This is a genomic window from Mycobacterium sp. IDUB_3 (assembly GCF_055419585.1).
Genome location: NZ_JBVAXZ010000001.1, coordinates 1,415,631 through 1,434,455 on the forward strand (window position 1 = coordinate 1,415,631; position 18,825 = coordinate 1,434,455).

Genomic DNA, 18,825 nt, shown 5'->3' on the forward strand with positions numbered 1-18,825 from the left:
CGAAGTTGCGTGGTTTGACCGGGCTCGGGCGAGTGCGTCCGAGCGTCGTAGGCGGCCGCACCCGACCGTGCCGACCGGCGATGATGAGGGCAGTATGCGACGGCTAGCCGATTTCGTGGTGCGGTGGCCCTGGGCAGTGGTTGGGATCTGGGTCGCGATTGCGGTGGCCCTGCCGCTGACTTTTCCATCGCTGGGCGAGATGGCCGAGAAGCATCCGCTCGCTATCCTGCCCGCCGATGCGCCATCGAGCGTCACCGCTCGGAAGATGACCGAGGCGTTTCACGAATCGGGCTCAGAAAACCTCCTGTTAGTGGTCCTGACCGACGAAAAGGGGCTCGGGCCCGCCGACGACGCCGCTTACGCCAAATTGGCGGATGCACTGCGCCGGGACACGCGCGATGTGCTGATGCTGCAGGACTTCGTCAGCACGCCCGCGTTGCGCTCGGTCGTTACCAGCAAGGATCACAAAGCGTGGGTGCTGCCGGTCGGCGTTGCGGGCGAGTTGGGCACTCCCCGCTCGTACGCCGCTTTCAACCGGATCGGCGACATCGTCAACACCGCCGTCAGCGGCACGCCGCTGACGGCACACCTCACCGGCCCCGCGGCGACCGTCGCCGACCTCACGGTCTCGGGCGCGCGGGATCGGATGCCAATCGAGTTGGCGATCGCGGTTCTGGTGCTCATCGTCTTGCTGGTGATCTACCGCAGCGCGGTCACGATGCTGCTGCCGTTGCTGACGATCGGGATATCCCTGGTGATCGCGCAGGCGGTGGTAGCGGGCTACTCCCAACTGACCGGCTCGGGTGTCTCAAACCAGTCCGTCGTCTTCCTGAGCGCCATAATGGCCGGCGCCGGAACGGATTACGCGGTCTTTCTCATCAGCCGGTATCACGACTATTTGCGGTCCGGTGCGAATTCCGATGAGGCGATCAAGCGCGCAATGTTCTCGATCGGAAAAGTGATCGCCGCATCCGCCGCCACCGTCGGGGTCACTTTTCTCCTGATCAGCTTCGCCCGGATGGGAGTGTTCAAAACGGTCGGGGCCTCGGCGGCGATCGGGATCGGTGTGGCATTCCTCGCGGCGATGACGTTGCTGCCGGCGGTTTTGCTGCTTGCGGGGCGCCGCGGCTGGGTCGAGCCACGGCGCGAGCTGACCGCGCGGTTCTGGCGGCGTTCGGGCGTTCGCATAGTGCGGCGACCGAAGGTAAACCTGATTGCCAGCCTGCTTGTGTTGATCATCCTGGCCAGCTGCGCGGGCCTGGTGCGTTATAACTACGACGATCGCAAGGGCCTGCGGTCTTCCGCTCCAAGCTCCATCGGGTACACGGCGCTGGATCGCCACTTCCCGGTGAATCAGTCCATTCCGCAGTACATCCTCGTCCAATCACCGCATGACCTTCGTACGCCGAAGGCCCTCGCAGACCTTGAACAGATGGCAGACCGGGTCAGCCAATTGCCGAATGTTGCTGCAATCAGCGGTATTACGCGTCCCACCGGGAATGTGCCAGAACAATTCAGAGCCACCTATCAAGCGGGCGCCATCGGCACCCTGCTGGCCGACGGATCCACTCTGATCAAGGACCACACCAACGACCTCAACCGGCTGGTAGACGGGGCCGGCACGTTGGCCGACAACCTCGGCAATATGCGGGGGCAGGTCGTCCAACTCTCGGCCAGCGTGCAAGAAGTGGAGCAAGCCTTCTCGTCGACGAAGAATCAGTACACCGGCGACGCGCTGGTGAAAGAGGTCGACATCGCGGCCCAGCTGGTGGACCATGTCAACGCGCTCAGCAATTCCATGGGCTGGAATTTTTCAGCGGCGAAGAACTTGTTCGCCTGGATAGGGCCGGTGCTGGCGGCGCTGCAGGGCAACCCGAGATGCGATGTCGACCCGTCGTGCACCGCCACTCGCGGAACGTTCGAGCAGCTGGTTGGTGCACGCGATCAAGCAGACCTCGACGCGATCAACGATTTGGCTCACCAACTGCAGGAATACCCGGACAAACGGGACCTGAAGGCGTCGGCGGACCGCCTGCGTGCCGCATTGGCGAAGCTCACCAACGTGCTGCATTCGCTGGGGATGGACAAACCCGGTGGCCTGCAGGCGAACCTGAACACCCTGCAAGACGGTGCAAACCGATTCGCCGGTGGGAGCCGCCAAGTGGCCGACGCGGTGGCTCAAGTCGTCGACCAAGTCAAACAGCTCGGTAGCGGGCTCAACGAGTCGGCGGCGTTTCTGCTATCGCTGAAACGCGACGCGGCGCAACCGGCGATGGCCGGCTTCAATATCCCGCCCCAGCTGCTGCACTTGGCGGAGTTCCAGAAGGCCGCCAAGGCATTCATCTCGCCGGACGGCCACTCCGTGCGGTACCTGGTGCAGACCAAACTCAATCCGTTTAGCACCGAAGCGATGGATCAGGTCAACGCGATCGAAGCGGCCGCCCGGGGGGCCCAACCGAATACCGCATTGGCCGACGCCACGGTATCGATGGCGGGATACACCGTCGCTCTGAAGGACACGCGTGACTACTACCAGCACGACATCCGGTTCATCATCTCGGCAACCCTCTTGGTCGTGCTACTGACCTTGATCGCGCTGCTGCGAGCGATAGTTGCGCCGCTGTATCTGGTTACCTCCGTGGTCATTTCATATTTGTCGGCGTTGGGTATCGGCGTGCTCGTATTCCAATACATGCTCGGCCAGCAATTACATTGGAGCGTGCCGCCGCTGGCATTCGTGGTGTTGGTCGCGGTGGGAGCCGACTACAACATGCTGCTCGTCTCGCGGATGCGAGAGGAGTCTGGACACAGCATGCGTTACGGCATCATCCGAACCCTGGGTTCGACGGGCGGCGTGATCACTGCCGCAGGTCTGATCTTCGCGGCCTCGATGTGCGGTCTGCTGTTCTCCAGCATCAGCACCGTGGTCCAGGGCGGTTTCGTGATCGGGGTGGGAATTTTGCTGGACACCTTCTTGGTGCGCACCATCACGGTTCCCGCCATCGCCGCGCTGGTCGGAAGGGCGAACTGGTGGCCCTCCCGAGCGGGTGCGTCAGCGGGCGTGCGGCGGCCGGCGTTAAGGTCACCGGACGGACGCGCCGAACCACAGCCGGGTTAGCACCTGCACATGATGTATGTGAGACTACAAGCGAATTCGAGCGGTCAGGAGTAGGGATGAAGAAACTACTCGCGGGAGTTACGGCGCTGTTAACCGTAGCTGCCACAGGATGTTTCGGCGTCAATACCGCGACGGCTGACGAGGCGCCCATCGGCGGTCCGCCGACCCCGGGGGCGCCGGGCGACCAGACGGCGTTCGCCCTCGGCGGCGCTCACGTCCTGGGCATCCCCTACGACGAGTACATCCGCCAGGAGGGTGCCCAGTGGTTCCCCGGCCAGAAGCGTGAGATCGTGCGCTATCCGGCAGGGCAGGTCCAGGGTCACGTGTTGGAGCGACTCTTCCCGGGCATCGGCGCGGCCGGCGACAAGCTGTTACCAGGCCTGGGTCTGGATGGCCCCAGCGTCGGCGAGTCGGTCGACGTAGGGGTGAACAACCTCGATGCGGCGATCAAGACGGGTCGGCCCGGCACGGCGATCGGCTTGTCTGAGGGCGGGTTCGTGGTCGATGGTGAGCAGGCCCGGCTGGCAAATGACCCGACTGCTCCCCCGCCGGACAAACTGAACTTCGCCACCTTCGGCGACCCGATCGGGCGTCACGCCTTCGGTCAGAGCTTCCTGACCGCCATGTTCCCGGTCGGCAGCGTCGTTCCCGCGCTCGACTACACCATGCCACCGCCGTACGAGAGCCAGTACGACACAAACAGGTTCGTGGCTGCGTACGACTCGATCGCGGACTTCCCCGACCGGCCGGACAACATGTTCGCTCTGGCCAACACGCTCTTCGGTCTCGCCACCGGTCACACCGCGGTGGCCTTCACGAACCCGAGCATGGTGCCGCCACAGAACATCAGGACGACCATCAATTCCAGGGGCGCGAAAGACACGACGATCATGGTCCCGGAAAAGCACCTCCCGCTGGTCATGCCGCTGAAGTACGTCGGGATCGACGAAGGCACGCTGAACAAGCTCGACGCAATCCTGACTCCCCGGGTGAACGCCGGATACTCACGAAACGACGACCCGTCGACCGCTCCGGTCCAGGTGGACCCGGTGCACGGCTTCGACCCGGCGGAAGTCACCGCACCGACCAACCAGGCAACCTTCGGCGGCGGCGCCGACCCCCTCTCGCAGATCGTCAGTGGTGCGATGTCCGTGCTGTCGCACGGTGCAAGCCAAACTGACCACTGACCACGATCTGCGGATTCGACTAACTAGTACGGACGAAGTGTGACGCCAATGCCTGGATCCTCGATTCTCTCCATGCTGCACGGACGTGCGAGCCTGCGGCCCAACGACGTGGCGTACACGTTCACCGACTACGAGACCGATTCGGAGGGTGTTCCCCGGAGTCTCACGTGGTCGCAGGCGTCCCGCCGGACCTTCAACCTGGCGGGCGACCTCGGCCCGCACGGGTCGGTCGGCGACAGGGCGGTAATCCTGGCGCCACAGGGCCTTGACTACATTGCGGCGTTCCTGGGATCCATGCAGGCCGGGCTCATCGCTGTTCCGCTACCGTTGCCGCATCGCGGGTCGAGCGACGAGCGGGTAAGCGCGGTTCTCGCCGATACGTCTCCTTCGGTCGTTCTCACCACATCCGCGGTCGCCGAAGAGGTCGCCGAATATGTCGATCGGGCATGCCTGGATGATGTCCCGAAGATCGTCGAAATCGATTCGATGAATCTGGACGCCGATCGCGGAACAAGCGTTCCGGCAGCCGATTTGCCCGACATCGCGTATCTGCAATACAGCTCTGGTTCGACCCGGACTCCTGCCGGCGTGATGATTTCGCACCGCAATCTTCAGGCGAATTTCGAGCAGCTGATGCGCAGCTTCTTCGCCGACCGGCAGATGAAAGCCCCGTCGGACACCACGATTGTTTCGTGGCTGCCGTTTTACCATGACATGGGTTTGGTGCTGGGGGTCTGCGCGCCGATCCTCGGCGGCTGGCGCGGCGCGCTGATGAGCCCGGTCGCGTTCTTGGAACGGCCGGCCAGATGGGTGCGATCTTTGGCCACGAATACGTCGTCGTGGTCGGCGGCGCCCAACTTCGCCTTCGACCTGGCGGCCCGCAAAACGAGTGACCGCGATCTGGCCGGGCTCGACCTCGGCGGGGTGCTGGGCATCATCAGCGGTGCCGAACGCGTCGAACCCGCCACCTTGCACCGCTTCGCTGATCGGTTTGCTCACTTCGACTTTCGGGACCATATGATGCGTCCTTCGTACGGCTTGGCGGAGGCAACCGTCTTCGTGACCAGTGGCACCTGGAGCGACTCGTCGACGGTTCACTTTGATATCGACGAGCTTTCCGCGGGTCGCGCTGTGCCGTGCGCGGCCGGGACCGGCTCCGCGCTGGTGAGATACGAAGTGCCGCAATCACCGACACTGCGAGTCGTCGACGGCGACACCAATCGCGAGTGCCCGCCGGGTGTGGTGGGCGAGCTCTGGGTCCACGGCGCGAACGTGGCCGACGGCTACTGGCGCAAGCCGCCGGAGGAACAGCGGTGCTTCGCCGCGACGCTCGTCGACCCGTCGCCGCGTGCCCCTGAGGGACCGTGGCTGAAAACCGGTGACCTGGGTTTCGTCTATGAGGGTGGGTTGTTCATTGTCGGCCGTATCAAGGATCTGCTGATAATTCGTGGACGGAATCACCATCCCGAGGACATCGAGGCGACGGTCCAAGAGATCACCGGTGGTCGGGTCGCGGCGATATCGGTTCCGGTGAACAGTACCGAGAAGCTCGTCACCGTCATCGAGTTCAAGAAGCGAGGCGATTCCACCGAGGAGGCCATGCATTCGCTGACCTGCGTCAAACGGGACGTCACCTCGGCGATTTCCAATGCGCACGGCGTGAACGTGGGAGACCTCGTCCTGGTACCGCCCGGCTCGATTCCCACCACCACGAGTGGCAAGATCCGGCGCGCCGCCTGTGTCGAGCAGTATCGCCGGCACCAATTCGCCCGGTTGGACGCCTGAGCCGGGCGGCGGGCGCGCCTCCTACACGATGCCGATGCTGGTCACTGTCCTGGTAATGGCCATTGCCGTCAGCGTCGAACCGTTCCGAATCGGCATGACCGTGCTCATGCTGAACAGACCCAGGCCGGCGCTGCAACTGCTCGTGTTTCTGGCGGGCGGTTTCGCCATGGGAACGACGGTGGGTCTGGTGGTCTTGTTCGCCTTTCGACGTAGCGTGTCGGGCTCCACCTACTTCGCGTTACCCAAGGTGCAGATTCTGGTCGGTCTCCTGGCGCTGGCGTTCGCAGGAGTTGTGGCCGCGAATCTCCCCGCGCGGCTGGGCTCGCGGCAGACAAGGTTGGCGATGCCGGTTCAGCGATTGCTGAGCCGGCATTCGCTGTCGATTGCGGGGATCGCCGGTCTCGGGATTGCATTGCCGTCGGTCGACTACCTTGCCGCGCTGGCCGTCATTCTGACCTCCGGGACGACGGCCCTGGCGCAAGTCGCGGCGCTGTTGATGTTCAACGCCGTGGCCTTCGCGCTGATAGAAATTCCGCTGCTGGCCTATCTGCTGGCGCCCAAGGCAACTGCCATGTGGGTGGCGGCGCTGCACGAGTGGATTCGATCGCGTCGCCGCGTCGAGGTGGCACTCGTGCTGGGCGCGGTCGGCTGTACTTTCCTTGCGGTCGGCGCGGCCGGGCTTTGACCCTTTCTCAAAGGCCGCGTAACCGCTGAGGCGATAATGAGTCCAAACCGCCCACGGCAAAGGAGCCGCGATGAGCAAGGCAAGCACAGACCGTCCACTGCGGGTGATCCAGTGGACGACCGGGAACATCGGCCGGCGTTCGCTGCACGCGATCATCGGACGGCCCGACCTGGAACTGGCCGGGGTGTATGCGCATGGCGCCGACAAGGTCGGCGTCGACGCCGCCGACCTCGCGGGCTGGCCGGAACCGACCGGGGTGCGGGCGACCAACGACATCGACGCGCTGCTGGCCCTGGGCGCCGATGCGTGTTGCTATAACCCGTTGTGGCCTAACGTCGATGAGCTGGTGCGGTTGCTGGAATCGGGAGTCAACGTGTGCACCAGCGCCGCATGGATTACCGGCGGAAAGCAGACACCGCAGGACCGCAAACGCATCGAAGACGCCTGCCAGAAAGGCAATTCCACGATCTTCGGCAGCGGCGCGCACCCGGGCATGACGAACATGGTGGGCATGGTGCTGTCCGCATCGTGCGAGCGCGTCGACGAGATCCGGATCACCGAGTCGGTCGACTGCTCGACCTACGAGTCAGCGGAAACCCAGACGGCCATGGGGTTTTCGCAAGATCCCGATACTCCGGGGCTCGCCGAGAACGTCAGGCGCGAAAGTGAGGTCTTCGCCGAATCGGCCGCGATGATGGCCGACGCGATCGGGGCGAAGCTGGACAAAATGACGTTCGACGTCACGTTCACCGCGGCCACCGATGACTCCGATCTGGGCTTCATGAAGATTCCCGCCGGAACGGTCGGCAGCGTCTACGGCTACCACCGCGGCTGGGTGGGTGATCGCAACGTCGTCAGCGTCGGGTTCAACTGGACCATGGGCAATCACGTCGTCCCGCCCAAGCCCCTGGAGCACGGACACGTCATCCAGGTGTTCGGGCTGCCCAACATGCGCACCGTGTTGCACTGCCTGCCGCCCAAGGATTGGACCGAGCCCGGATTCATGGGATTGGGCATGATCTACACCGCGATGCCGGTTACCAATGCCGTCCCGGCGGTGGTGGCCGCCGAGCCCGGGATCGTGACGCTGGCGGATTTGCCGCCGGTCACCGGTCGGCTGGCCCGCTAGCGGTTATGCCGTTCGCCACAAGTGGCGGCCCCGGGAGGAACGCTTGCGTGCACTAAGGTTAGTATCCCCAACTGAGCAAATGTTCCGTTGACATTGGTGTCGTCGGCGACGGTTGGTGAGCTTGCGGAAGGCGGTCAGGTGGTGGCTAGTCCGGACTCAGGTCCCCGCCCCGGCATTGTGACCCGCGTGCTGAAACGAGGGTGGATCCCGCTGCTGCTGGTGGTCGTTCTGGCGATCTCGGCGCTGATCGTGTCGCGGCTGCACAAGATCTTCGGCTCGGAAGATCTCAACGCAAACGCCGGCAAGGGGATCGAAATCGTGCAGTTCAACCCGAAGGTCGTCGTGTACGAAATATCCGGCAACCCGGGTACCACGGCGAACATCAACTACTGGGACGAAAACGCCAACACGCACCAGATCAACAACGCCCCACTGCCCTGGACGACCACCATCTCGACCACCCTGCCCTCGGTGAGCGCCAACATCATGGCGCAAAGCGACGGCAGCACGATCAGCTGCAAGATCACCGTGGACGGCGTCGTCCGCGATAACCAGAACTCCAACGGCCATAACGCCCAGACCTTCTGCCTGGTGAAGTCCGCATGAGCAACACGAGCAACAAGACCGAGCGCGACCTGAGCGCGGCCGACACCGGTCCGATCAAAACGGTGGGTCTGTCCAAGGCCGAGCGCGGCCACCGGCCCTACCTTCCCCATGCGATCCGCATCTTCGCGATACCGATCATTTTGGGCTGGGTGGCCATCACGGTCTTGGTCAACGTCGTCGTTCCCACCCTGGAAAAGGTCGGCGAGGCGCACTCGGCGCCGATGACACCGCTGGACGCGCCGTCGATGAAGGCGATGATGCGCCTGGGCCACAACTTCCACGAGTTCGACTCCAACAGCACCGTCATGATCGTGCTCGAGGGCCAGCACCCGCTCGGCCCGGACGCGCACCAGTACTACGACAAGCTGATTCGCCAACTCCGCCAGGACCCCAAGCACATTCAGCACATCCAGGATTTCTGGGGAGACCGGCTGACCGCCGCGGGCGCTCAGAGCGCCGACGCCAAGGCCGCCTATGTCCAGGTGAACCTCGCCGGTAACCAGGGCACGACGCTGGCCAACGAGTCCGTGGACGCCGTCCGCAAGGTCATCGACGAGAACAGGGCGCCCCCCGGTGTGAAGGCCTACGTCACCGGTCCCGCTGCGCTGTCCGACGACATGCACATCATCGGTAACGCCAGCCTGGCCAAGATCACACTCTTCACCCTGGGCGCGATCGCGATCATGTTGCTGCTGGTCTACCGGTCCATCGTCACCACGCTCGTGCAGCTGTTCATGACGTTTGTCGCGCTTGCCTGTTCGCGCGGGGTCGTCGCGGTTCTCGCGTACCACAACGCATTCGGGCTCACCACCTTCGCCGCCAACATCCTCACCATGCTGGCGATCGCCGCGGGAACGGACTACGGCATCTTCCTCCTCGGCCGCTATCAGGAGGCGTTGGCCGAGGGCGAGGATCGAGAAACCGCGTACTACACCACATTCAAGGGCGTCGCCCCGGTCGTCTTGGGATCGGGCCTGACGATTGCGGGCGCGACCTATTGCCTGAGTTTTTCGCGGCTGCCGTGGTTCAACACCATGGGCGCGCCCGTGGCGATCGGCATGCTGGTCGTGGTGCTGGCCGGCCTGACGCTGGGCCCCGCGGTGGTCTTCGTCGGCAGTCGCTTCCACCTCTTCGAAAAGCAGGCCAAGCGTGGCCGGCTGTGGCGCCGGGTCGGCACCGCCGTAGTACGTTGGCCCGCAGCGATTTTGGCTGTCAGCGCGGCGGTGGTGCTGGTCGGCATGATCGCGCTGCCGAGCTTCCACACGAGCTACAACGACCGCCATTACCTGCCGTTGTCCGCCCCGTCCAACCAAGGGCAAGAGGCCGCGAATCGGCATTTCTCCGAGGCCCGGATGAACCCCGACCTGTTGATGGTCGAGTCCGACCACGACATGCGCAACCCGGCGGACATGCTGGTGTTGGACCGGGTGGCCAAGAACGAGATGCGCACGCTCGGCATCGCCATGGTCCAGGACATCACGCGGCCACTGGGCATTCCGATTCAGCACAGCTCGATTCCGTTCCAGAACAGCGTCCAAAGCCAGACGACGATGCAGAACATGGGCTTTCTCAAGGAGCGCATGAACGACATCCTGAAGATGGCCGATGACCTGCAAACCCAGATCGACACCACGCAGCGCCAATACGAGGTGTCGCTGGACCTGGCCAACGCCGCCGACGACAGCGCCAAGACCACGGCGGTGACGTCGCAGATCACCGACACCCTGCGCGACCACATCGCGGATTTCGACGACACCTTCCGGCCGGTCCGCACGTACTTCTACTGGGAGAAGCACTGCTACGACATTCCCGTGTGCATCGGGCTGCGGTCCCTCTTCGACACGTTCGACGGGTTCGACCAACTGGCCGAGCAGTTCCACTATTTGACGACCGACATCGCGCACACCGCCAAAGCCTCACGCGACCTGACCGCGCTGTTTCCCACGTTGATCACCACCCTGAAGACCACCAGGGGCATCACGCTGACGCTGTACCAGACGTTCAAGGCGATGATCGACCAGATGGAGGCGATGAGCAACACCGCCATCGTGATGGGACAAAGCTTCGACGCGTCGAAGAACGACGACTTCTTCTATCTCCCGCCGGAAGCCTTTGACAACCCCGACTTCCAGACGGGTCTTCGGATGTTCCTGTCGCCCGACGGTAAGTCGGCGCGGTTCTTCATCACCCATCAGGGCGATCCGATGTCGCCAGATGGCATTGCGCGGGTCGACGCCGAACGCACCGCCGCGCAGGAGGCGTTGAAGCAGTCCTCGCTGTCGGATGCCAGGGTGTATCTCGGCGGAACCGCCGCGACGTTCAAGGACATGGCCGACGGCGAGAAATACGACCTGATGATCGCGGTGGTGTCGGCCCTGACGCTGATCTTCATGATCATGCTGCTGCTGACCCGGAGTGTGGTGGCCGCGCTGGTGATCGTCGGCACCGCGGCCAGTTCGATCGCGGCGTCTTTCGGTCTGTCCGTGCTGATTTGGCAGGATCTGTTCGGCATCAGGATCCACTGGATCGTGATGGCGCTGTCGGTCATCATCCTGTTGGCCGTCGGATCCGACTACAACCTGCTACTGGTCTCCCGGTTCCGCGAAGAGATCCATCGCGGGCTCAAGACGGGAATCATCCGGTCGATGGCCGGCACCGGTGGTGTGGTGACGGCCGCGGGTCTGGTGTTCGCGTTCACCATGGCATCCATGCTGGGCAGCGATCTTCGCGTGCTGGGTCAATTCGGCTCGACCGTCTGCATCGGTCTGCTGCTCGACACGCTGATCGTGCGCACGTTGCTGATGCCCTCCATCGCCACCCTGCTCGGACGGTGGTTCTGGTGGCCACAGGTGGTGCACCCGCGCGGTGACCACGCGCGACGGCCGGTAGGCGCCACCCAGGTTCCAGTGCCCAGCTCCTCCTGACCCCGCGATGCGGGCTCCAACGTCGCCGGGCTAGCTGTCTGCGAGCGCCACGCTCACCGCGACCGCACCCGCACCGACATGCAGCGCGAGCACCGGCCCCAGCTCGGTGACGATCGCCGGCTCGCACGCCGGCAGGCGCTCCCCTAACGCCGTGGCCACCTCACGGGCACCGTCCGGGTTGTTGACGTGGTGCACCGCCAGGGCTGCGGCGCCGTCGCCGACGACCTGACAGACCCGGCCGATCATCGCCTCCGTCGCATGGCTGACCGTGCGCACCCGTTGGGCCAGAACGAGTTTGCCGTCGTCGATGCGCAGCAGCGGCTTGAGTGCCAGCGCGGTGCCCAGCCAGGCCTTCGCGCCGCCGATGCGTCCGCTGCGGCGCAGGTTGTCCAGGCGGTGCACCACGATGAAGGCGTGCCCGCGCTCCACGGCCGCGCGCGCGGCGTCGGCGACGGCGTCGACGTCCTTGCCGTCGGCGGCGGCGCGTGCGGCGGCCAACGCGACGAAGCCGGTGCCCATCGCGGCCGACTTGGAGTCGACGACGCGCACGTTCGGATCGAGGTCCGCGGCGGTGCGTTCGGCGGCTCGACACGTGCCCGACAGCGCCGACGAAATGTGCACGGCCACAACCCCGTCGGCGCCGCTGTCGGTCAGCGCCTGCTGGTACACGTCGGCCAGTTCGGCCGGAGTGGCCGCCGCGGTGGTGGCCGCCAGCTTGTAGATGTCACCGGGAATGTCGTCGACACCGTCACGCAGATCGTGGCCGTCGAGCAGGATGTGCAGAGGAACGACGCGTATCCCCCACTTTTCGAGTAGGTCGGCCGGCAGACGTGCCGACGAGTCGGTCACCACCACGACAGTCATGGCGCTACCCGCGGGGCTTCTCGTTCGCCACGCCGGCTTCGGCGAGCGCCTTGAGCATCAACTCCGCGACCGCCTGGTGAGCCTCGAAATTCCAGTGGATGCCGTCGGGGTTGCCGCGCCCACTCATAATCTGCTCGGCGACAGCGGCTTTGAGGTCGACCAGGGGCACCTGGTGGTTTTGCGCCCATTCGGTGATCGCGGTCACCGTCCCCGCGCGCCCGTGGTGCGCCCGGCCGTAGGTGTCGGCAATGTGCACGGACGGCAGCGAGGCCACGATCGGGATGCCGGGGCGATTGAAATCGATTGCGCCACGCGTTTGTTCGAGGTAGTCCGCACTCAGGTGCGGGGGCAGGGCCGATCGGGCCACCGGCGAGAGCCTGGGCTGCAGCCAGCCATAGCCGTCGCGAACCCAGCGCCGCAGCCCGGGCGGCCGCACGTAGCGGATCAGCTCGCGCAGCGCGGTCGGCAGCACCGACGGCAGTGAATCCATCCCACCCGTGGCGAAGATGACCGCGCCGGCCCTGGGCAGCGCCGCCCAGGCCCGCGGGTCCTGGGTCGCCGCCCACCAGATGTCGCGGCACGTCCAACCGATGCGGCCGATCAGCTCGACATCCCAGCCCAGTTGCGCCGCAACGAGATTCGGCCAGATCCGGGGATCATCGGCGGGCAGACCGCCGGTCGGACCGTAGTAGGCCAACGAGTCGGCGAAAATCAGCAGTGTGGGCTTGGGCCGTCGTTCAGAGGACATCGTTGGACACCTGCGCCGAAGCGTTCCACACATCCAGACGCCAACGGATGCTATCGAATTCGTCGGCAGGATCGTCGTTGTGTCCGGACAACTGCACCCAGCTGGCATTGCCCATGCCACCCAGAATCGGCCAGTTGCCGACGGGAAGCTTCAGCAGCGCGGCCGACAGCGCCGCGATCAGGCCGCCGTGGCCTACCAGCACCACCGGGCGATCCGGCCCGTCGGGGTCGCCCCATTCCGGCTCGCCGGACACCAGTTCGGCGACCAACGGCACGCTGCGGGCCGCGACGTCGACCCTGCTCTCGCCGCCGTGCGGCGCCCAGGTGGCGTCCTCGCGCCAGGCCAGCCGCGCGCCCGGAGCCTGCGCGTCGACCTCGGTGTGGGTTAATCCCTGCCAGTCACCAAGATGGGTTTCCCGCAATCGCCGATCCACCCGAATCGGCAGACCGGTCACCTCCCCCAGCCTGATCGCCGTGTCGTAGGCACGATGTAGATCCGACGACACGATCAGCAGCGGCTGCAGCTTGCCCAACACCTCGGCCGCGGCGATCGCCTGCGCCCGCCCGAGTTCGCTCAGTTCGGAATCCAGCTGGCCCTGCATCCGGCTGCCGGCATTGAACTCGGTTTGCCCGTGCCGCAACATGATCAGACGACGAATTCTCATTGCGCGCCCGAGCCTTCGGAGTTCCCGGGACTCTCGTCCAGCTCCACCGGCACCATCGGACAGTCGCCCCACAGCCGGTCCAGGGCATAGAAGTCGCGGTCTTCCTGGTGCTGAATGTGAACGACGATGTCGCGATAGTCCAGCAGCGTCCAGCGGCCTTCCCGGGTGCCCTCGCGGCGCGCCGGCTTGTAGCCGGCCTTGCGCATCTTCTCCTCGACCTCGTCGACGATGGCGTTGACCTGTCGCTCGTTGGACGCCGAGGCGATCACGAAGCAGTCCGTGATGGCCAGCTGGGCCGAGACGTCGATGACGACGACATCGTCGGCCAGCTTCGCGGCGGCGGCGCCTGCGGCCACCGTCGCCATGTCGATGGCCTCCTGGGTGGCGCTCATGGGTGTTCCCCTGTGCTCAGGCGTGTTTCGTTCACGATCACCGGCAGCTCCTCGTCGTCGCGGTAGAGCCGGCGCTTGGAGACGTACTGCACCACCCCGTCGGGCATCAGGTACCACAGCGGCCGGCGCTGCGCCGCGCGTTGCCGGCAATCGGTCGAGGAGATGGCCAGTGCCGGGATCTCGACCAGCGTCAGGGCGTCGTCCGGCAGCTCGCCGAGCACCCCGGTGATGTGTTCCCGGCGCAGTTCGTAGCCGGGCCTGCTGACCCCGATGAACCGCGCCAGGTCGAACACCGTCTCCCAGCCCTGCCACGACAGAATGGAGGCGAGCGCGTCGGCCCCGGTGATGAAGTAGAGCTCGGAGTCCGGGTTGAGGGCGTGCAGGTCGCGCAGCGTGTCCTTGGTGTAGGTGGGGCCGCCGCGGTCGATGTCGACCCGACTCACCGAAAAACGGGGGTTGGACGCGGTGGCGATCACCGTCATCAGATACCGGTCCTCGGCGGCGGAGACGTGCCGGTCCTTCTGCCAGGGCTGCCCGCTGGGCACGAACACCACTTGGTCGAGGTCGAACAGGTCGGCGACCTCACTGGCGGCAACCAGGTGGCCGTAATGGATGGGGTCGAACGTCCCACCCATCACTCCTAACCTGCGAAGCTGCTTTTGCACGATTTGCCAGCTTACTTGAGCCGGGGTTACGAGCCGATTTCCCAGGCGTCGGTCACATGCGCCACATCAGCCTCTGCACCGAGCGGCATGTGTTGTGCCCGCCCCATAGCGACAAATGGCTGATAAATCGGTGTCGCCGCCGCCGGGCCTCCGAGCGGCCCGTAGTTGTCGCTATGAGGCGGGCACCAGCAACACCCCCGATGACGGAGACGCGTGTGGCCGGTGTGAAACGACGCGGGGCCCGCGCCCCTACACCGGCAACAGCTGGTCGATCACCGCGGCCAGCTGTTTGGCGGACCGGCACTCGTGCATCGGGATGACCTCCTGATAGCGCGGCACCGCCGAGTCGCCGCTGCCCCACAGATGCTTCGGTTCGGGATTCAGCCAGTGCGCGTGCCGACTGGCGGTCACCATGTGGGTCAGTAACTCGATCTCCGGATTGCGGTAATTGGTGCGGCCATCCCCGAGGACCAACAGCGAGGTGCGCGGGGACAGCACATTGGGGAACGCCTGCACGAACGACGCGAACGCGTTGCCGTAATCGGAATGGCCGTCGCGGCTGTAAACGCCCGACTCCCGGGTGATCCGCTGGATGGCCACGGCCAGGTCGGCCTCCGGGCCGAACATGTGGGTGACCTCGTCGGTGGTGTCGATGAAGGCGAACACGCGAACCCGCGAGAACTGTTGGCGCAGAGCGTGCACCAGCAGCAGGGTGAAATGGCTGAAGCCGGCGACCGAACCGGACACGTCGCACAGCACCACCAGTTCCGGCCGCGCCGGGCGCGGCTTGGCCAGCACCACGTCGATCGGCACGCCGCCGGTGGACATGGACTTGCGCAGCGTCTTGCGCAGATCGATCGACCCCGCCCGGGCGCGTCGGCGCCGCGCCGCCAGGCGGGTCGCCAGCGTGCGGGCCAGTGGGGCCACCACCCGGCGCATCTGGCGCAGTTGCTCACCGGAGGCCCGCAGGAATTCCACGTTCTCGGAAAGCTGTGGAATGCCGTACATCTGGACGTGATCGCGGCCAAGTTGTTCCGCGGTGCGCCGTTTGGTCTCGGAGTCAACCAGCTTGCGTAGCTGGGAGATCCGCTGCGCAGCAAGCGCTTTGGCGATCTGCTCCTGGCTGGGGGTCGGTTCCTCGCCGTACGAGGCGAGCAGCCCGGCCAGCAGCTTGCCCTCGAGTTCGTCCAGCGCCATCGCCTTGAGCGCCTGATACGACGAGAACGACGGGCCGCGGCTGGAAGTGTATTTGCCGTAGGCCTCGACGATTTGGGCGATCATCGCCACCAGGCGTTCGTCCATCTCGGCGAGGTCGGGGTTCTCGGTCAGCAGGTCCGCCAGCATCTGGCGCATCGCCTCGACGTCGTCGGCCGGCAGCGCGTCGTCGTCCCGCGAGTCGTCGGCCTCGTCGTCGCTGACCACCGCGCGAGCGCCCAGCGCCGCGGGGAACCACAGGTCGAACATCGCGTCGTAGGTCTCGCGGTGATCCGAACGGCGCAGCACGGCGCAGGCGAGGCCCTCGCGCAGCACCTTGCGGTCGCTCAGGCCGAGCGTCGCCATCACCCGCCCGGCGTCCACCGTCTCCGACGGCCCGACCGAAATCCCTGCCCCGCGAAGCGCTTCCACAAATCCCACCAGGTGACCCGGCAGCCCGTGCGGGGCGAGCGGCCGGGAGGGACGGATACGGCGGGTGGCCATCGCAGTCGTCCTAATTCAGCCGTAGCTCGCCGGTTGCGCGCTGCTGGTCGGACTGGTGTTTGAGCACCACACCCAGCGTGGCGGCGACGACGGCGTCGTCGATGGTGTCCAGGCCCAGCGCGAGCAGCGTGCGGCCCCAGTCGATGGTCTCGGCGATGGACGGCACCTTCTTGAGCTGCATGCCGCGCAGCACGCCGATGATGCGAACGAGCTCCTCGGCCAGGTGCGCGGGCAGTTCGGGGACCCGGGACAACAGGATGCGGCGTTCCAGGTCGGGGCTGGGAAAGTCGATGTGCAAGAACAGGCACCGACGCTTAAGCGCCTCGGAGAGTTCGCGGGTGGCGTTGGAGGTCAGCACCACCAGCGGCGTGCGCTCGGCGGTGATCGTGCCCAGCTCGGGAACGGTCACGGCGAAGTCCGACAGCACCTCCAGTAGCAGGCCCTCGATCTCGATGTCGGCCTTATCGGTTTCGTCGATGAGCAGCACGGTGGGCTCGGTGCGCCGGATGGCGGTCAGCAACGGACGCTGCAGTAAGAACTCCTCGCTGAACACGTCGTCCTTGGTCTGGTCCCAGTCCCCCGAACCGGCTTGGATGCGCAGGATCTGCTTGGCGTGGTTCCACTCGTAGAGCGCGCGCGCCTCGTCGACGCCCTCGTAGCACTGCAGGCGCACCAGGCCCGAGCCGGTGGCCTGGGCGATGGCGCGGGCCAGCTCGGTCTTGCCCACGCCGGCTGGGCCTTCGACCAACAACGGCTTGCCGAGCCGGTCGGCGAGGAACACCGCCGTCGCGGTGGCGGTGTCGGGCAGGTAGCCGGTCTCGGCCAACCGCCGCGAGACGTCGTCGATGTCGTCGAACAACGGCTTGGGCCGGGCGGGCACACTCACAATCGGTTCTCCTAAAACACTTGCTCCACGGGGGATATCAGGCCGGACGAGTTTGTCCGTCTCCCCAGGCAATCCATTTGGTCGAGGTCAGTTCGGGCAGCCCCATCGGGCCACGGGCATGCAGCTTCTGGGTGGAGATGCCGATTTCGGCGCCGAAGCCGAACTGCTCACCATCGGTGAACGCCGTGGACGCGTTCACCATCACCGCGGCAGCGTCAATGCCGTCCGTAAACTTCTGCGCCGCAGCCATATTGGTGGTCACGATGGCCTCGGTGTGTCCGGTGCCGTACTCATTGATGTGAGCGATCGCGGCGTCGATGCCGTCGACCACCGCCACCGCGATGTCCATCGACAAGTACTCGCGACGCAGGTCGTCCTCGTGCGCGTCCTTGGAGAATCCACCGTGCACGGTCACGCCGGCGTCTTGCAGGGCGGTCACCAGCCGCGGCAGCGCCTCCTCGGCGATCCCGACATCGATCAGCAGTGTCTCGGCGGCGTTGCAGACACTGGGCCGACGGGTCTTGGAATTCAGCAGGATTCGCTCCGCCACATCCATGTCGGCGCCTTCATGCACGTAGACGTGACAGTTGCCGACACCGGTCTCGATGGTGGGCACCTGCGCGTCGCGAACCACCGCGTCGATCAGGCTCGCCCCGCCGCGCGGAATCACAACGTCGACCAGGCCACGGGCCTGGATCAGATGCGTCACCGTGGAGCGATCCTCGGCCGAAAGCAGTTGCACCGCATCGGCGGGCAGGTCCTCGCTGACCAGCGACGCCCGCAGTACTTGCACCAGCGCCTGGTTGGACCGCGACGCCGACGAACTTCCGCGCAGCAGTACGGCATTGCCGGACTTCAGCGCCAACCCGAAGGCGTCGACGGTTACGTTGGGCCGGCCCTCGTAGATCATGCCGACGACGCCAAGCGGAACTCGCTGCTGGCGCAGCTGCAGCCCGTTGGGCAGCGTGTAGCCGCGCAACACCTCGCCGACCGGGTCGGGCAGGCCGGCGACCTGACGCAGGCCGGCGGCGATGCCCTCGACGCGCTTGGCGTCCAAAGCCAGCCGGTCGAGCATCGCGGAAGGCGTGCCGGCGGCCCGGGCGGCATCGAGGTCTTCGGCGTTGGCCGACAGGATCAAATCGGTGTGCGCGGCTATCGCGTCGGCCGCAGAACGCAGTGCCTGATCCTTGGCAACCGTCGGCAGCAACGCCAGGACACGCGACGCAACCCGCGCGCGGCGTGCTGCGTTGTGCACCTCCTGGCGCAAGTCAGGAAGCGATGGTGCTTGCAGACTCATTGAACCAGGGTATCGGGCGGCAAAACCCCGGGTGAGCCGACCCGATTGGGGGCTTGTCCCGATGGTGGCGACCCGCATCGCCCGGCACCGCCGCGCTCGCGATCGCCACTACCCCCGATGGTGGCGACCCGCATCGCCCGGCACCGCCGCGCTCGCGATCGCCACTACCCCCGATGG

The 18,825-nt window shown here is 65.6% G+C and carries 15 protein-coding genes; 7 read left to right on the plus strand and 8 right to left on the minus strand.

The window, feature by feature from the left end; translation table 11 throughout:
• Window positions 1–94: 94 nt before the first annotated feature.
• From ACZYVJ_RS06135 to ACZYVJ_RS06165, 7 genes are all read left to right on the plus strand, one after another.
• Window positions 95–3,118 (plus strand): MMPL/RND family transporter, encoded by a 3,024-nt coding sequence (locus tag ACZYVJ_RS06135; RefSeq protein ID WP_463830205.1) that lies wholly within the window; start codon window positions 95–97, stop codon window positions 3,116–3,118.
• 56 nt (window positions 3,119–3,174) lie between these two features.
• On the plus strand, window positions 3,175–4,305 hold the full coding sequence (pe, locus tag ACZYVJ_RS06140) for an acyltransferase PE (protein WP_463830206.1): 1,131 nt from the start codon (window positions 3,175–3,177) through the stop codon (window positions 4,303–4,305).
• 48 nt (window positions 4,306–4,353) lie between these two features.
• A complete protein-coding gene (locus ACZYVJ_RS06145) occupies window positions 4,354–6,090 on the plus strand; it encodes an AMP-binding protein (protein WP_463830207.1) in 1,737 nt (578 codons plus the stop codon).
• Between the two features lie 34 nt (window positions 6,091–6,124).
• Window positions 6,125–6,775: a GAP family protein gene (locus tag ACZYVJ_RS06150; RefSeq protein ID WP_463830208.1), complete on the plus strand. Its 651-nt coding sequence runs from the start codon at window positions 6,125–6,127 to the stop codon at window positions 6,773–6,775.
• 70 nt (window positions 6,776–6,845) lie between these two features.
• The gene (locus tag ACZYVJ_RS06155) at window positions 6,846–7,904 is read left to right on the plus strand and encodes an NAD(P)H-dependent amine dehydrogenase family protein (RefSeq protein WP_463830209.1); all 1,059 of its coding nucleotides are present in this window, start codon (window positions 6,846–6,848) and stop codon (window positions 7,902–7,904) included.
• Between the two features lie 177 nt (window positions 7,905–8,081).
• Window positions 8,082–8,510, plus strand: coding sequence for an MmpS family transport accessory protein (locus ACZYVJ_RS06160; RefSeq protein WP_463832866.1), 429 nt, complete (start codon window positions 8,082–8,084; stop codon window positions 8,508–8,510).
• Entirely contained in the window at window positions 8,507–11,434 is a 2,928-nt protein-coding gene (locus ACZYVJ_RS06165; RefSeq protein WP_463830210.1) for an MMPL/RND family transporter, read from the plus strand. The genes ACZYVJ_RS06160 and ACZYVJ_RS06165 overlap by 4 nt, the downstream gene beginning before the upstream one ends.
• A 30-nt stretch (window positions 11,435–11,464) precedes the next feature.
• On the opposite strand, the gene ACZYVJ_RS06170 is transcribed toward ACZYVJ_RS06165, so the two are convergent.
• The 8 genes from ACZYVJ_RS06170 to ACZYVJ_RS06205 form a co-directional block, all read right to left on the minus strand.
• Window positions 11,465–12,298: a DegV family protein gene (locus tag ACZYVJ_RS06170; protein ID WP_463830211.1), complete on the minus strand. Its 834-nt coding sequence runs from the start codon at window positions 12,296–12,298 to the stop codon at window positions 11,465–11,467.
• Between the two features lie 4 nt (window positions 12,299–12,302).
• Window positions 12,303–13,046, minus strand: a complete 744-nt coding sequence (gene octT / locus ACZYVJ_RS06175) for a diglucosylglycerate octanoyltransferase (RefSeq protein ID WP_463830212.1) — start codon at window positions 13,044–13,046, stop codon at window positions 12,303–12,305.
• Entirely contained in the window at window positions 13,036–13,710 is a 675-nt protein-coding gene (gpgP, locus tag ACZYVJ_RS06180) for a glucosyl-3-phosphoglycerate phosphatase (protein ID WP_463830213.1), read from the minus strand. The genes octT and gpgP overlap by 11 nt, the downstream gene beginning before the upstream one ends.
• A complete protein-coding gene (gene rsfS / locus ACZYVJ_RS06185; RefSeq protein ID WP_463830214.1) occupies window positions 13,707–14,102 on the minus strand; it encodes a ribosome silencing factor in 396 nt (131 codons plus the stop codon). Before rsfS ends, gpgP begins: the two co-directional genes overlap by 4 nt.
• Window positions 14,099–14,767 carry a nicotinate-nucleotide adenylyltransferase gene (gene nadD / locus ACZYVJ_RS06190; RefSeq protein ID WP_463830215.1) on the minus strand — a complete coding sequence of 223 codons (669 nt, stop codon included), beginning with the start codon at window positions 14,765–14,767 and terminating at the stop codon, window positions 14,099–14,101. Before nadD ends, rsfS begins: the two co-directional genes overlap by 4 nt.
• A 249-nt stretch (window positions 14,768–15,016) precedes the next feature.
• Complete coding sequence (locus ACZYVJ_RS06195; RefSeq protein ID WP_463830216.1) at window positions 15,017–16,465, minus strand: vWA domain-containing protein; 1,449 nt, start codon at window positions 16,463–16,465, stop codon at window positions 15,017–15,019.
• A gap of 10 nt (window positions 16,466–16,475) precedes the next feature.
• A complete protein-coding gene (locus ACZYVJ_RS06200; protein ID WP_067829832.1) occupies window positions 16,476–17,351 on the minus strand; it encodes an AAA family ATPase in 876 nt (291 codons plus the stop codon).
• Window positions 17,352–17,388: 37 nt separating this feature from the next.
• Window positions 17,389–18,648 carry a glutamate-5-semialdehyde dehydrogenase gene (locus tag ACZYVJ_RS06205; protein ID WP_463830217.1) on the minus strand — a complete coding sequence of 420 codons (1,260 nt, stop codon included), beginning with the start codon at window positions 18,646–18,648 and terminating at the stop codon, window positions 17,389–17,391.
• Window positions 18,649–18,825 lie beyond the last annotated feature (177 nt).

What these genes read in the sequence shown, in the direction of transcription:
- ACZYVJ_RS06135 (WP_463830205.1), top strand. Translation starts at nt 95, where the DNA reads ATGCGACGGCTAGCCGATTTCGTGGTGCGGTGGCCCTGGGCAGTGGTT.
- pe (WP_463830206.1), top strand. Translation starts at nt 3,175, where the DNA reads ATGAAGAAACTACTCGCGGGAGTTACGGCGCTGTTAACCGTAGCTGCC.
- ACZYVJ_RS06145 (WP_463830207.1), top strand. Translation starts at nt 4,354, where the DNA reads ATGCCTGGATCCTCGATTCTCTCCATGCTGCACGGACGTGCGAGCCTG.
- ACZYVJ_RS06150 (WP_463830208.1), top strand. Translation starts at nt 6,125, where the DNA reads ATGCTGGTCACTGTCCTGGTAATGGCCATTGCCGTCAGCGTCGAACCG.
- ACZYVJ_RS06155 (WP_463830209.1), top strand. Translation starts at nt 6,846, where the DNA reads ATGAGCAAGGCAAGCACAGACCGTCCACTGCGGGTGATCCAGTGGACG.
- ACZYVJ_RS06165 (WP_463830210.1), top strand. Translation starts at nt 8,507, where the DNA reads ATGAGCAACACGAGCAACAAGACCGAGCGCGACCTGAGCGCGGCCGAC.
- ACZYVJ_RS06170 (WP_463830211.1), bottom strand. Translation starts at nt 12,298, where the DNA reads ATGACTGTCGTGGTGGTGACCGACTCGTCGGCACGTCTGCCGGCCGAC.
- octT (WP_463830212.1), bottom strand. Translation starts at nt 13,046, where the DNA reads ATGTCCTCTGAACGACGGCCCAAGCCCACACTGCTGATTTTCGCCGAC.
- gpgP (WP_463830213.1), bottom strand. Translation starts at nt 13,710, where the DNA reads ATGAGAATTCGTCGTCTGATCATGTTGCGGCACGGGCAAACCGAGTTC.
- rsfS (WP_463830214.1), bottom strand. Translation starts at nt 14,102, where the DNA reads ATGAGCGCCACCCAGGAGGCCATCGACATGGCGACGGTGGCCGCAGGC.
- ACZYVJ_RS06195 (WP_463830216.1), bottom strand. Translation starts at nt 16,465, where the DNA reads ATGGCCACCCGCCGTATCCGTCCCTCCCGGCCGCTCGCCCCGCACGGG.
- ACZYVJ_RS06205 (WP_463830217.1), bottom strand. Translation starts at nt 18,648, where the DNA reads ATGAGTCTGCAAGCACCATCGCTTCCTGACTTGCGCCAGGAGGTGCAC.